Origin of the sequence: Micromonospora globispora (assembly GCF_003857015.1) — a bacterium.
GTDB lineage: Bacteria > Actinomycetota > Actinomycetes > Mycobacteriales > Micromonosporaceae > Micromonospora > Micromonospora globispora.
On sequence record NZ_QGGF01000054.1, the window covers coordinates 1 to 13,976 of the forward strand.

The 13,976-nt window shown below is 74.3% G+C and carries 8 protein-coding genes, 1 rRNA gene and 1 pseudogene; 6 read left to right on the plus strand and 4 right to left on the minus strand.

Annotated elements, in window-relative coordinates; all coding sequences use genetic code 11:
- The first annotated feature begins 6 nt into the window (after window positions 1-6).
- Window positions 7-123 (plus strand): 5S ribosomal RNA (gene rrf / locus DKL51_RS01605).
- Window positions 124-378: 255 nt separating this feature from the next.
- Window positions 379-1,008, plus strand: a complete 630-nt coding sequence (locus DKL51_RS01610) for an NADPH-dependent F420 reductase (RefSeq protein WP_109946499.1) — start codon at window positions 379-381, stop codon at window positions 1,006-1,008.
- Window positions 1,009-1,068: 60 nt separating this feature from the next.
- Here DKL51_RS01610 and DKL51_RS01615 read toward each other — a convergent pair whose 3' ends face one another.
- Window positions 1,069-2,880: a VanW family protein gene (locus tag DKL51_RS01615; RefSeq protein ID WP_124811647.1), complete on the minus strand. Its 1,812-nt coding sequence runs from the start codon at window positions 2,878-2,880 to the stop codon at window positions 1,069-1,071.
- A 210-nt stretch (window positions 2,881-3,090) separates the two neighbouring features.
- Here DKL51_RS01615 and nudC point away from each other — a divergent pair, with 210 nt between their 5' ends.
- Window positions 3,091-4,014 carry an NAD(+) diphosphatase gene (gene nudC / locus DKL51_RS01620; protein ID WP_124811648.1) on the plus strand — a complete coding sequence of 308 codons (924 nt, stop codon included), beginning with the start codon at window positions 3,091-3,093 and terminating at the stop codon, window positions 4,012-4,014.
- 9 nt (window positions 4,015-4,023) lie between these two features.
- Here the strand turns inward: nudC and DKL51_RS01625 are convergent, their stop codons facing one another.
- Window positions 4,024-6,549, minus strand: a complete 2,526-nt coding sequence (locus DKL51_RS01625) for a DUF5005 domain-containing protein (protein ID WP_221623112.1) — start codon at window positions 6,547-6,549, stop codon at window positions 4,024-4,026.
- Window positions 6,550-6,568: 19 nt separating this feature from the next.
- Window positions 6,569-7,822 carry a polysaccharide biosynthesis protein gene (locus tag DKL51_RS01630; protein ID WP_109946503.1) on the minus strand — a complete coding sequence of 418 codons (1,254 nt, stop codon included), beginning with the start codon at window positions 7,820-7,822 and terminating at the stop codon, window positions 6,569-6,571.
- Between the two features lie 118 nt (window positions 7,823-7,940).
- On the opposite strand from DKL51_RS01630, the pseudogene DKL51_RS01635 reads away from it, so the two are divergent.
- Window positions 7,941-9,482 (plus strand): annotated as a pseudogene (locus DKL51_RS01635) (MmpA family trehalose lipid delivery protein); the annotation flags it as partial.
- 120 nt (window positions 9,483-9,602) lie between these two features.
- On the plus strand, window positions 9,603-9,797 hold the full coding sequence (locus tag DKL51_RS01640) for a hypothetical protein (protein WP_123809585.1): 195 nt from the start codon (window positions 9,603-9,605) through the stop codon (window positions 9,795-9,797).
- Here the strand turns inward: DKL51_RS01640 and DKL51_RS01645 are convergent.
- Entirely contained in the window at window positions 9,782-10,993 is a 1,212-nt protein-coding gene (locus DKL51_RS01645) for a glycosyltransferase family 4 protein (RefSeq protein ID WP_124811650.1), read from the minus strand. The genes DKL51_RS01640 and DKL51_RS01645 overlap by 16 nt on opposite strands.
- 216 nt (window positions 10,994-11,209) lie before the next feature.
- Between DKL51_RS01645 and DKL51_RS01650 the strand changes: the two genes are divergently transcribed.
- On the plus strand, window positions 11,210-13,976 hold a 2,767-nt coding region (locus DKL51_RS01650; RefSeq protein WP_260428337.1), incomplete at its 3' end, for an alpha-(1->3)-arabinofuranosyltransferase.

Genomic DNA, 13,976 nt, shown 5'->3' on the forward strand with positions numbered 1-13,976 from the left:
TAGAGTTACGGCGGTCATGGCGGAGGGGAAACGCCCGGTAACATTCCGAACCCGGAAGCTAAGCCCTCCAGCGCCGATGGTACTGCACTCGGGAGGGTGTGGGAGAGTAGGACACCGCCGGACAATCATTCCAGTCAGGGCCACCCTTCGGGGTGGCCCTGACTGCGTTTCCACGCATTTCTCGATCCCCCTGACCGAGCCCGGCCCCGTCGGTACCGTCGGTGCGGGAACCCGTCTGCGGCGGCGTTCCCCGCGGTGGTGGGGCACACAAACGGGACGTGGCATACGCCTCTTCCGCTATCGGGCGGAGCTGTCGGGGTACCTGCTGATGGTTCGGCCGGAACTGACCGCCAGGCGCTGGCGGAGGCAGGAGTGGTCATGAAGATCGGAATCATCGGGTCGGGGCACATCGGTGGCACCCTCACGCGTCGACTGAGCGCGCTGGGTCACGACGTCACCGTCACCAACTCGCGCGGCCCGCAGAGCCTCACCGACCTCGCCGAGGAGACCGGCGCCACGGCCGGCACCCTCGAGGAGACGGTGCAGGGTGCGGAAGTGGTCGTCGTCGCCGTTCCCGTCAAGGCCGTGCCGCAGCTCGCGCCCGCGGAGCTCTTCCAAGGCAAGGTTGTCGTCGACGCCGACAACTACTACTCCCAGCGCGACGGTGACATCCCCGAGCTGCTGGACCGGAGCCTCAGCTCCAGCCGCTGGACGGCGGGCCACCTGAAGGGCGCCCGGGTGGTGAAGGCGTTCAACAGCATTCATGCGGCGGACCTGATGGACAGCGGACGCCCGGCCGGCTCCGACGGCCGGATCGCGCTGCCGGTGGCCGCCGACGACGCCGAGGCCAAGCAGATCGTCATGGGGCTGGTGGACGAGCTGGGCTTCGACCCGGTGGACGCCGGCACGCTGGACGAGAGCTGGCGGCAGCAGCCCGACACCCCGGTCTACGGCACCAACCGCGACGCGGACGGCGTACGCCGGGGGTTGGCCGAGGCGCGCCCCTGACGTCGTACGACACAGGAAGCCCCGCCGGCGACCGGCCGGCGGGGCTTTCGTGTGCCTTGCTCAGGAGGTGGGCTTGGGACCGCAGATGAAGCGGGGCTCGGGCTGGTACGTCCAGCTGAACTTCTCCCGCTTGATCACCCTGCCGTCCTTGGTGATGACCCGGAAGGCGTCCTGGGTGAAACCCTCGCTGCCCGCGGCCTCGATGCAATCGGGCCCCGGCTCCAGGTAGACCGTCTTCGGCTGGGTGATGTTCCGGCGCGGGCTGTACTCGGTCTTGACGCTGTCATAGATCTTGGTGCTCCAGATCGACACGGTGATCGTGCTGGAGGTGTAGGAGGTGTCGATGAGGACGCCGTGCGGGGTGTTGTTGCGGAACCTGAAGTCCAGGGCCGGGTAGTAGATCGTCGACTCGATGACCGACGGGTACCGGCTGAAGTAGAACGAGTGCGGCTTGTGCTCGACGTCCTCGAGCCCCGCGTAGTAGGTCGCGTTGAACAGCGTGGTGGTGAACTGCGAGACACCACCACCGACGCCGGGCACGAGCTTGCCGTCGACGATCGTCGGCGCGTCCTGGTAGCCCTGGTCGTAGCCGCGCTCGCCGGTGTGGCCGTTCAGGGAGAACGTCTCGCCCGACTTCACGATCGTGCCGTCGACGTCCTTGGCGGCCTGGACGATGTTCTGGCTGCGCGGCGAGGAGAGGCCCCCGGGGAACCGGGTGGTGAAGGTGGAGACCCGCTCCTTGATGCCCAACTCGGCCAGCTTCGCCTCGGTCAGCTCGGGCTCGGCCGGCTTGAGCTGGGCGGTGACCGTCCGACCGTCCGCCTTCGGCAGGACGGCGAGCAGATCGCGGCTCAACGCGTCCGAGTCCAGCTGCTGGCCGGCCTTGCCCGGCACGACCTTCGGCTTGCCGCTGACGATGCTCAGGCCGGCGTCCTTCGGTTCCACCTCGATCGTGGCCAGCTTGTCCCCGAGTGCGGTGCGGAGCCGCTTCACGTCCACCCGCGGGGTCAGTTTCCCTGTCGCGTCGGCGGAGAAGCGCAGGCTGCGCGCGATCGCGGTCGGCGAGATGGTGACCGAGCCCTTGTCGGTGGCCAGCGTCACCGGCGCGGCCACGGCCGGCTTCGCCAGCTCGGTGACCAGCCGGTCGACCTCCTCGCGGGTGGTCGCCGGGTGCTTCTCCACCAGCGGCACGGTCACCGGCTGGCCGCTGAGCCAGCCCTTCTTCACCGCGTCCGCCGAGCCGGGCGGGTCCAGGGTCAGGGCGGGCTTCGGGTAGACGGGCTTCGGTGTGGTGCCGGTGAAGATGATCGCCGGCATGGTCATTTCCCGGCCCTGGGCGCCCATCGCCCTGCCGAGCGCGGCGTCGAGCCGAGCGGGGTCCACCGTCACCACCGGGTCGACGGTGCGCGAGCCGAGCAGGCGGCTCACCGGGTGGGCCTCCGCGGCGGCGGCCGCCGCGACGGTCGCGTCAACGTCCACCGCCAGGCCGACGTCGGCCGGCTTCACCTGGGTCGTCTGCTCGCCCACTTTGACGCTCACCGGGGCGCTCAGCGCCGCCGCCCGGCGCTCCAGCTCGGCCCGCAGCTCACGGGCCGCCTCCGCCCGGCTGCGGCCGCCCAGTTCGGCACCGAGCACCATGGTGCCGCGCGGCACGTCCCCGGCGTACGCGTACGCGCCGGCACCCCCCACCGCGGCCAGCACGGCCGCGACCACCCCGCCGGCGAGCAGGAGCCGCACGCGACGGGACCGGCCGCCCGTGGGCCGCCCGCCCCCCGCAGTGGGATCCGGCTCGTCGCCCGGCCAGCTCACCGCGGTGACCTGCACCGTGGGCCGGTCGTCGGCGGGCGGCAGTTTTTCGCCGTACAGCGTCACAGCAACCTCGATCGGGAAGTACCACGTGGGGAAACGCTTGTCCCACCCGGAAGACACCTACGGTAACCAACGGTCGGGCCGGCCGGGAGTCTCCGGCCCGGCAGCCTTACCGCAGCGTGTCGGCCGGTCACCGGGTGCTGTCGCGATCGTCACCCGACGCCCTCCCCGCCCGGTCCCCACGCGCGGTCCAGGTCGTGGCACGGTGTCCAGGTGCACACCGACGAGCGGATCTTGGCGTACGGCGGCGGGTGGCTGGACCGGGCGGGCGCCCGGCGTACCGACCCGGGGTGGATTGCGGCGCGGCTGGCCGACCGGGAGACCGTGCTGCTGCCGCTCTGGCGGGATCACTGCCTCGTCTCGGCGGAGCGGACCCCGGTCCGCAGGGGTGCCGTCGAGGCCGCCGGGTTGCTCGCCGCCGCGGACGAGACCGTGTTCCTCGGGTTGGACGGCGGCGTGGCGGTGTTCGCGGTCGACCTCTCCGGCCGGAGCGAGCAGGAGGCGCTGGAGCTGGCCGGGGCGGCCGAGGCGGTGAACGTCCGGTCGCTGGTGGGCGGGCTGGGGCCGGCCGAGGCGGCGGTCCAGGCGTACGCCCGGGGGCTGCTGCACTGGCACCGGGGGCAGCGGTACTGCGGAAGTTGCGGCGCGGTGACCGTCGGCCGGGACGGCGGCCACACCCGCTCCTGCGCCGACGCCGGATGCGCGCGGCTGTTCTTCCCCCGCATCGAGCCGGCGATCATCGTCCTGGTGGAGGCGCCCGGTGCACCGGACCGCTGCCTGCTGGCCCGGCACCGGGGTGCGCCGGAGGGCTCCTGGTCGACGTTGGCCGGCTTCGTCGAGGTCGGCGAGAGCCTCGAGGACGCGGTACGCCGGGAGATGGCCGAGGAGGCCGGAGTGACCGTGGTCGACCTGGCGTACCAGGGCTCACAGGCGTGGCCGTTCCCGGCCGGGCTGATGGTCGGGTTCCGGGCCACCGCGGCCGCCGAGGAGGTGCGGGTGGACGGCGAGGAACTGGTCGAGGCGCGCTGGTTCACCCGGGAGGAGTTGCGGGCCCGGTCCGCGGCGGGGCGGCCGCTGGGCCGGATCGACTCGATCGACCGTCACCTGCTCGGCACCTGGCTCACCGCCGGGGACTGATTCCGGCGCTCACCGCACCACCACCGCGACTGGGTCGGTCGGCCGGCTCTCGTCGGTGCCGTCGGCGGCGACGACCCGGAACTCGTACCGGTGGCCGCGGGTCAGCAGCACCGCGGTGTGACTCGTGCCGGGCACCGGGTACGGGTCCGGTCGCCACGCCTCACCCGCGGTCGTGTCCCGCAGGTACACCCGGTAGAAGATGCCCGGCCCGGCCGACCGCCAGCTCAGCCGGACCTCGCCGCTGCCCATCGCGGTGGCGGTCAGCGCGGTCGGGGTGGGCAGCTCCGGCGTGACCCGGACCGGCTCGCTGAGCGGTCCGGGCCCGGCCTGGTTGACGGCGGCCACCGCGAACTCGTACTCGTGGCCGTTGCGCAGCCCGTTGATGGTGGCCCGCTCGCCCAGGACCGCGATCTCCTCGACAGAGAACTGTCGCTCCTCGGCGGTCAGGTCCCGCCGGTAGACCCGGTACCACCGGCTCGGGTTCGCCGACCGCCAGGTCAGCTCGACCGAGCCCCGGCCGGGCTCGGCGCGCAGCCGGGTCGGGGCGGTGCCCGGCGGCGTGTAGCGGGCCCGGGCCCGAACCGGAGCCGACTTCGGCCCCTCGCCGCCGCTGTTGACGGCGGTCACCGCGAACTCGTACTCGTGGTCATGGGCGAGCTGGCCGGCCGTGTGCTCGGCCCGGGTGTCCAGCGACGGCCGAATCAGTCTGGTCTCCCCGGCGGTGACGTCCCGCCGGTACACCCGGTAGGAGACGCCGGGACCGAGGGTGTTCCAGGTCAGGGCGATCGTGCCGTCGGGCTGCGGGGTCGCGGTGACCCCGGTCGGTGCGGGCGGCGGGGTGACGTAGGCGGTTGCCCGCACCGGGGCCGACGGCTGGCTGTCGCCGCCCCCGCCGACCGCGATCACGGTGAACTCGTACGTCTGGGCGTGCCGCAGCGAGCGGATGGTGGCGGTGGTGCCGGTGTGCGTACCGACCAGCGTCCGGTCCTGCTGACCGGTGGTCAGGTTGCGCTGCTGGACCCGGAACAGCTGCACGAACGGCACCGGGTCCCAGTGCAGCGCGACGTCTCCGGCGACCCCGGCCACGGCCCGTACGCCGACCGGCGGCGGTGGCGGCGGAACCTGTGCCGTCATCGTGGCCACCGTCGACGGCCGGCTCTCCCCCCGCCCGCTGACCGCGGTCAGCCGGAACTCGTACTCGTGCCCGTTGACCAGGAAGTCGGCCGACAGACCGGTGCCGGTGACCGGCTCACCGAGCCGGACGAAATGCGTCTGGCCGGCGGTGACGTCCCGCCGGTGCACCTGGTAGCGCAGCTCGTCGTCGGCCCGGGGGGCCCGCCAGGTCAGCCGGGCGTGCCCCGCGCCGTCGGCCACGGCGGTCAGGCCGGCGGGGGGCGGGGGCAGGTCCGCCGGGTCGGGCCGGCGGCGGGGCCAGGCCACCTCGACGAAGCGGGGACGGTAGACACCCGCGTCGGCGTACGTGACGGCGTCGTCCAGGTCGTTGACGTTGTAGGAGATCAGCAGCCGGCCGGGGCGGGCCAGATCGGGGTGCAGGTCGGCGTCGTAGACGATGTGCCCCTCGGCGTTCTCCGGGGCGCGGTAGAGGTAGTCCGGCCCCTCGAACGGCCCGGTCGGCGAGTTCGCCGTGTACGCCACCAGGTCGGGGCTGAAGACGACGTTGCTCTCCTGGGTCACCAGGACGTACCGGCCGGCCACCCGCTGCACCCCGTACGCGGTGCCGACGCCGCTGAGCAGCCGCGCCGACGCCTCCTCCGACGGGGACCAGTTCGAGCCGGTCCAGAACTCCCACGGACCGGCGAGGTCGCCGCCGTCGACCCGGGCGACGTGCGCGAACCGGGACTGGCCGACCGTCTCCGTGCCGTACACGTAGGTGTGGCCGCCGTCGTGGAGCAGCTCCGAGCCCCACGAGATCCCGGACCCGAGGGGCAGCGGCCGGAGTCCGGTCGGGGTCAGCGCGGGCAGGGCGAAGGTGGCCAGGGCGGTGCCGAGCAGGGCGTGGTCCAACGGCCCCGAGCCGGTCCGCCGGTAGCGGTTCACCAGCACCTGGAGGCTCTGCCCGGCGACCGTGGCGTCACCGATCCAGTAGAACTGGTCGGCCGCGGGCGGCGGTACCAGCGAAGCAGGGTCCGCGGCCGACCTGCCGTGCACGGTCTCCCGCAGCTCGTCGCCCTGCTGCACCACCGCCGAGTTGTTGATCAACGGCGCGGTACGCGGCCGGGAGCCGTCCGGCTGGATCGGGCCGAGGAAGGTGTCGGAGAAGAGCCAGAGCGTCCGGCCGTCGGGCAACGTGACCGAGGCGGTCCGGTCCGCGCCGTTCCACCGGCCGGAGGTGTCGCCGTACCGGTCGAAGAGGGCGGTGAGGCGGGCGGCGGAGACGCCGCGGTCGTCCGACGGTTGGTCGGGAACGACGGCGAGGCCCACCGCCAGCAGAACGGCGGCGGGCAGGGCGAGCAGCAGCCATCGGCTGTGCCGGCGGGCACGCGTCAGCCAGCCGCCGTTGGCCGATCCGGTCACCAGAACCCCCGTCCACTGGTCACTCGGTCGGCAGCGTGTCATGCCCCCCGGTCGTCACGGAAGCGGCCGGACGGGTGGAAGTTGCCCGCGCGGACGGTTTCTGCAGGAACGCGAGCATCCCGGTGACCAGTGCGGTGACCGCGGCGGTGGCCAGGGCGGCGCCGGCGATACCGGGCACGGTGTGCGGCACGACGGTGACGACGGCGAGGACGAAGGCCGCCGTGGAGACCCACAGTGGCGCCGACGGCCACCGGGCGGCGGCCGCGACCCGGGCGTTGATCAGCACGAAGACCAGCGCGTACAGCGCGCCGGCGCCGGCGAAGAGCACCGCGTGGCGGCCCTGGTCGACGTAGCCCGGCCCACCGGCCAGCCGGAACGCCAGCCCGCCGGCGAGCGCGGCGGCCAGGACCAGTGCCGCCCCGGACGCGGCGACCAGGGCCACCGCGGTGACCAGCGTCCGCCGGTCGCCGCGGGCCAGCCGGGGCAGCGCGATCACCGTCACCACCTGCGGGGCCCAGAGCGCGCCCTTGGTCAGCACCGTGCCGACCGCGTACGCTCCGGAGGCGTCGGCCGGCAGGAAGCGGCGGGCCAGCAGCAGGTCCGCGTACGAGACCACCAGCATCGCCAGCGTCGCGGCGCCGGCGGTCAGCACGGTGCGGGTGGCCAGCGTCGGGGCGGTCGGGTCGATGCCCGCGCCCCGGTTGAGCCGGACCAGCAGGGCCAGCACCAGCACCGAGGTGACCGCGCCGGCCAGCAGCGAACCGGTGAGCCCGCCGCCCAGCGCCAGCCCGGCGACCATGCCGCCGTACCGGCCGGCGGCCAGCAGCGCCATGCCGCCGGCCAGGCGCAGGAAACGCTGGTCGCCCTGCAGCTCGCCGAGCCACCGCCCGGCCGCCACCACCGCCACGGTCAGCACGCCGAGCAGCAGGACCGCGGTGCCGGCCAGCCGGAGCTGCCCGGCGGCCACCGGCAGTCCCACGGCGAGCAGCGCGGCGGTGACACCGACGGTCATCACGGTCGGCCGAGCGGTCGGGGCGCGCCCGTGCCGGGCCCGGTGCACCGCCACCGCGATCTGCAGGCCGGTGCTCGCCACCCCGCCGATCGAGCCGAGCGCGAGCAGGGTGGCGAGCGCGCTCAGCTCCGCCGGGGCGAGGTGCCGGGCGCCGAGCACCGGCACCACGTACGCCAACCCGTTGACGAAGACGCCCGCCAGCGTCACCGCGACACCGGCGACGCCCAGCCCGGCACCCCGTCCGTCCGACTCTCTCCCCATGACCGCCCCGTGTCGCGCCGGCTCTGCCGGCCACCAGCGGGCGCGCGTACAGTGTCGCCACGCCCGGCGCCCTCGCCCGGCCAGCGTAATGAGGAGGTCAACCCTGCGAGAAAGGTCGATGCTCGCCGGGGTCGGTCTGGTCGTCACGCTGGTGGTGCTGGCCCCGCTGGCGGCGCCCGGCTACGTGCTCAGCTACGACATGGTGTTCGTGCCGCATCAGCCGCTCCGCGCCGAACTCGTCGCGCCGTCGGCGTCGCTGCCCCGGGCGGTGCCGCTGGACGCGCTGGTCTCGCTGGCCACCCAGGCCGTGCCGGGATGGTTGCTGCAACGGGTGGTGGTCGCCGCCGTGCTGCTGCTCGCCGCGATCGGCGCCGGTCGGCTGGTGCCGGCCCGGCACCCGGTCACCCGGCTGGTCGCCGCGGTCGGCTACGCCTGGACGCCGTACCTGGCGGAACGACTGCTGATCGGGCACTGGGGGCTGCTGCTGGCGTACGGGTCGCTGCCCTGGCTGGTGGCCGCCGCGCTGGGCGTACGGGAGGGCCGCCGACGGGCGCTGCCGGCGCTGCTGCTGGCCGCCGCGCCGGCCGCGGTGACCCCCACCGGCGGGCTGATCGCGCTCGCGGCCACGGCCGTGCTGCTGGTCAGGCGGGGTGCGGTCCGGGTGACCGCGGCGGCGGTCGGCGGCGTGCTGCTGCTCAACGCGCCGTGGCTGGTTGCGGGGGTGCTCACCGGCGCGGATGCCCGTACCGACCCGGACGGCGTGGCGGCCTTCTCCGCCCGGGCGGAGAACTGGAGCGGCGCGTTCGGCGCGCTGGCCGGCACCGGGGGCATCTGGAACGCGCAGACCACCCCGGTCAGCCGATCGTCGCCGCTGGCTCCGATCGGCACTGTGCTGCTGCTGGCGCTGGCCGTCCTCGGCTACCGGCTGCTGCGCCGGCGCTGGCCGGGCGGGTTCGCCGACCGGCTGGCCGGGCTGGCCGCCGCCTCCTTCGTGACCGCCGCGCTCGGCGTGCTGCCCGGGGTCGCCGCGGGACTGGAGTGGCTGGTCGCCACGGTGCCCGGCGCGGGGGTGCTTCGCGACGGGCAGAAGTTCCTGGTCCCGTACGCCCTGCTGGTCGCCCTGGGGTTCGCCCTCGGCGCGGAACGGTTGGCCGAGGCGGTCACCGCCCGGCTGGGCCGGTCGGGTGCGGCGGCGGTCCTGGCCGGTGCGCTGCTGCTGCCGGTGGCGCTGCTGCCCGACCTGGCGTTCGGGGTCGCCGGCCGGCTGCGTCCGGTGGAGTACCCGGCGGACTGGGACGCGGTCGCCGCCCGGTTGGACGGTCGGCCGGGCGAGGTGCTGTCGCTGCCATTCGGCGCCTACCGGGCGTACCCGTGGAACGGTGCCCGGACGGTGCTCGACCCGCTGCCCCGGTACGTCGACGCGGACGTGCTGGTCGACGACACGCTCTGGGTGGGTGACACGGAGGTGGCCGGGGAGAATCGGCGGGTCGCCGAGGTCCGGCAGGTCCTGGCGGGCGGCGCACCGGCCGCCGTGACGGGAGTGCGCTGGGTGGTGGTGCAGCGGCTGGCCGGCGGCCCGCTGGTGGACCCGGCGATGCTGGCGGGACTGCGCGAGGTGTACGCGGGCGACGACCTGACCCTGTACGAGAACCCGGCGGCCCGGCAGCGGTAGAACCCTGGCCGTGCCGGCGGGATTGATCGCCCTCGCGGCCCTCCTTTCGCTGCCTACTTGGTGGTAACGTCCCGAGCCACGCAGCTCACGAGGAGGAATACAGCAACCATGCGCAGTGCTCTCTCGTTGGTCCTGGCCGGAGTGATCGCACTCGCTCTCGGCGTCTTCGGCACGGTGGCGCTGGCCAGCCAGCTGCACGGTACGCCCTCGTCCGAGGCGGCGAAGGCTGAGCAGGCGGCGCGTACCGGCTCCGGCAGCGGCAACGCCAGCGGCAACACCCCGCTGGTCTACGGCACCAGGTAGGACGGCTCCACCGGCTCCATCTGCTTCACCGGCGCCAGCGCCGGCACGTTCGCGGCCCTCGCCACGAGGGCCGCGAACTTTTCTCCCGACACCGGCCAGGTGAACCGCGCCGCGTGGGCCCGCGCCCCGGCACCCATCGCCGCCCGGTACGCGTCGTCCACCAGCAGCCGCCGCACCTTCGCCACGAAGTCGTCGACGTCGTCGGCGAGCAGGCCGGTCTCCGTGTCGACCAACGCCTCCTCGACCCCACCCGCGCCGCGGAAGGCCACCGTCGGCGTACCGACCGCACCGGCCTCCACGATGGTCAGCCCCCAGCCCTCCTTCAGTGACGGGGTGAGCGCGACCCAGGCGCCGGCCAGCAGCGTCCGCTTCTCCTCGTCGCTGATGAAGCCGGTGAACCGCACCCGGTCGGTGACGCCGAGGTCGGCGGCCAACTGCCGCAGCTGCGGCTCCCACCAGCCCTGGCCGGCCACCACGAGGGTGAGTTCGGACAGTTCGGTGGCGAGCGCGGCGACCGTCTGCAGGGCCACCTCGACCTGCTTGTGCGGGACCAGCCGGCCCAGCACCACCAGCGAGGGGTGCGGGGTACGCGGCACCGGGCCGACCGTCATGTCCGGGGTGCCGTTGTGCACGATCGCGACCCGGGCCGGGTCGATGCCCAGGGTGGCCAGCTCCCGCCGGGTGGCCGCCGAGACGGTGATGTACTGGCAGCGGCGGTAGACCCGCGGGGCGAGCCAGGACTCCACCCACCAGCCGAAGGTGGCCAGCCCGCGGCCCAGCACCACCGGCCACTGCTCGCGGTGCACGTGGTGCACGAGCGCGATCACCGGTCGGCGGGCGTAGAGGGCGGAGAGGAAGGGCAGGCCGTTGCCGACGTCCACGATCAGGTCGGGCCGGCCGCCGCCGCGCCGGGACAGCGGGCCGAAGCCGAGGGCGCCCGCCAGGTAGACCAGCGCCGCCCGCAGGTAGACCGTGTGCCGGCCGCCGCGCCGCAGCACCCGTACGCCGGCGGCGGTGACCTCCTCGGCGGGGCCGGCGGAGTGACGGGCGCAGAGCAGGGTGGCCTGGTGGCCGCGCCGGACGAGTTCCCCGGCGATCCGCTCGACGTAGACCTCGGAGCCGCCGCCCTCCGGGTTTCGGGTGTCACGCCAGTTGAGGAACAGTACGTGCCGGGTGGCGGCAGCCGGTGCTTCCAACGTCCACTCCTACTGCCGAGTAGTCTTCGCGGTCGCGTCACACTATGGGCTGCGTCACGGAACCCGCAATGCCCGATCGGAGGCGAGATGCTGCAGGCGCCGGGCCGTCGGGAGCCGGTCGAAGGGGTGCAGGGGACATCGAAAGCCGTCTGGCGGCTCCGCTTGATTGCGGTCTGTCTCGGTTTGACCGCCCTGGCCTTCCTCCAGGACCCCGGCATGACCGTCATCGACACCAAGGTCGACCTGGCGATCGATCCGGCCGGATGGCTGAGCCGCGCCCTGCACGTCTGGGACCCGGATGGGACCTTCGGGCAGCTCCAGAATCAGGCGTACGGCTATCTCTGGCCGATGGGGCCGTTCTTCCTCGTCGGCAAGCTGCTCGCCGTACCGGCCTGGGTGGTGCAGCGGCTCTGGTGGGCGCTGCTGCTGATCGTGGCCTTCGCCGGCGTGGTCCGGCTGGCCGGGCGGCTGCACATCGGCACGCCGTGGGCCCGGCTGCTGGCCGGCGTCGCGTTCGCGCTGTCACCGCGGCTGATCACCGAGATCGGCCCGATCTCGGTGGAGGCGTGGCCGACCGCGCTCGCGCCCTGGGTGCTGATCCCGCTGGTCGGGCTCGCCGAGGGGGCGCCGGTGCGCCGCGCCGTGACACGCTCCGCCCTGGTGGTGGCGTGCGCCGGTGGGGTCAACGCGACCGCCGTACTGGCCGTGGTGCCGTTGGCCGGGCTGTGGTTGCTCGGTCTGCAGCCGGCCCGGCTGCGGATCAAGGCGCTGCTGGCCTGGGGGCTCGCGGTGGCCGCCGCGACCGCCTGGTGGCTGGTACCGCTGCTGCTGCTCGGCCGGTACAGCCCGCCGTTCCTGGACTACATCGAGACCGGACCCGTCACCACCGGACCCACCGACATGGTCACCGTGCTGCGTGGCGCCTCGCACTGGCACGCGTACCTCAACGGGGCGTACGGGCCCCCGTGGACGGCCGGCTGGCGGTTGGCCACCGAGCGGCCACTGGTCGTCGCCACCCTGGTGGTGGCCGGTCTGGGCATCGCCGGCTTGGCCCGCCGGGGCATGCCGCACCGGCGGTTCCTGGTCACCGGCCTGCTGGTCGGGCTGGCCCTGGTCGGTCTCGGCCACGTCGCCACGGTCGACGGCTTCGGCGCGCAGACGCAGCGGGCGTTCCTCGACGCGGCCGGCGCGCCGCTGCGCAACGTGCACAAGTTCGACGTGGTGCTGCGGCTGCCGCTGATCCTCGGCCTGGCCCACCTGGTCGGTCTCGTGCTGCGGGCCGCCCGGGTCGCGGACCGGCCGGAGCTGAACCCGGGGCTGCCCCGGATGCTCCAGCCGGTCCGGCTGCGGGCCGGCCTGGTCACCGGCACCGCGCTGCTCGCGGTGGCCGCGGTGGCCAGCCCGGCGCTCGCCGGTGGGCTCGCCGCGCAGGGCAGCTTCCGGGACGTCCCCGGCTACTGGCGGCAGGCCACATCCTGGCTGGACAAGAACCTCGGGGAGGACCGGGTGCTGGTGGTGCCGGCCGCCCGGTTCCCCCGCTACCTGTGGGGCAGCCCGAGTGACGAGATCACCCAGCCGTTGCTGGAGAGCCGCTGGGGGGTGCGCAGTTCGGTGCCGCTCACCCCGCCGGGCACCATCCGGCTGCTGGACGCGGTCGAGTCGGCGCTCGCGAACGGGGAGGGGTCAGCCGGCCTGGCCGCGCTGCTGGCCCGCTCCGGCGTCCGCTACCTGCTGCTCCGCTCCGACCTGGACTACGGGCACTCCGGTGCCATCCAGCCGGTGGTGGTCCGGCAGGCGCTCCAGCGGTCGCCCGGCATCCGGGCGGTGCGCGCGTTCGGGCCGGAGGTGGGTGGCGGTGAGCTTCCCGGCAACTTCGTGGACCACGGGCTGGACGTCAAGGTGCCGGCCCTGGAGGTGTACGAGGTGACCGGGTCGGTCAGCCCCGTCGCCGCGTACGACGCGGCCGGGCTGACCACGGTCGTCGGCGGACCGGAGTCGCTGCTCTCGGCGGCTGCCGCGGGTCAGCTCACGGCCGCCCCGGCGGTGCTCGCCGGCGACCGACCGAAGGAGCTGACCGGCGGACCGGTGCTGCTGACCGACGGGATGCGCCGCCGGGAGGTGGCCTTCGGCCAGCCGCACGACAACGTCTCCGCCACCATGACCGCCACCGAGCAGGGGCAGCTCGGCGCGCCCGCCCGGGATTACCTGCCGGACTGGGGCGATGCGCAGGCGACCACGGTCCGGTACCTGGGCATCGAGGGCGTCAGCGCGTCGAGTTCGTGGTCCGACGCGCAGCCTCTGCTCGGGGGCCGGCCCGCGCACCAGCCGTACGCGGCGCTGGACGGTGACCCGGGGACGTCCTGGCGGTCGGCCCCCGGGACGGTGGCCACCCAGCAGTGGTTCGAGGTGGAACTGACCGAGACGCAGGTGGTCCGCAAGGTCGGGATCACCTTCGACACCGGCGCCGACTCGCTGCCCACGAAGATCACCGTGACCGCCGGGCGGCAGCAGACCGTGGTCGACAACCCGGGCCAGAGCACGGTGGTCACGCTCCCCGAGGGCTACCCCACCCGCCGGGTACGGGTCTCCATCGACCAGGTCTTCGACATCCGGGCCGGCTTCGGCGGCGTCGGCATCGCCGAGCTGGCCATTCCCGGCGTCAAGGCGGAGCGCACACTGGACGTGCCGGTGCCACCGGCCACCGGCAGCCCCGCAGCGGTGGTGCTGACCGCCGCCCCGGGCGCCTCGGCCTGCGTGTTCGACGAGGGGCGGCCGATCTGCGACGGCGGGCTGGCCCGGGACTCCGAGGACGGCAACCGGATCGACCGGATGGTCAGCCTGCCGGTGGCCGCCGGCTACCAGGTGGCGCTGCGGGTGCGCCCTCGGCCGGGCGGGGAGCTCAACGACCTGCTCGACGCGGGCGGGCGGGCGGCGGTGGCCCGCGGCGTCACGCCGGTGGTCGCCGCGTCGAGCGTGGGCGTGC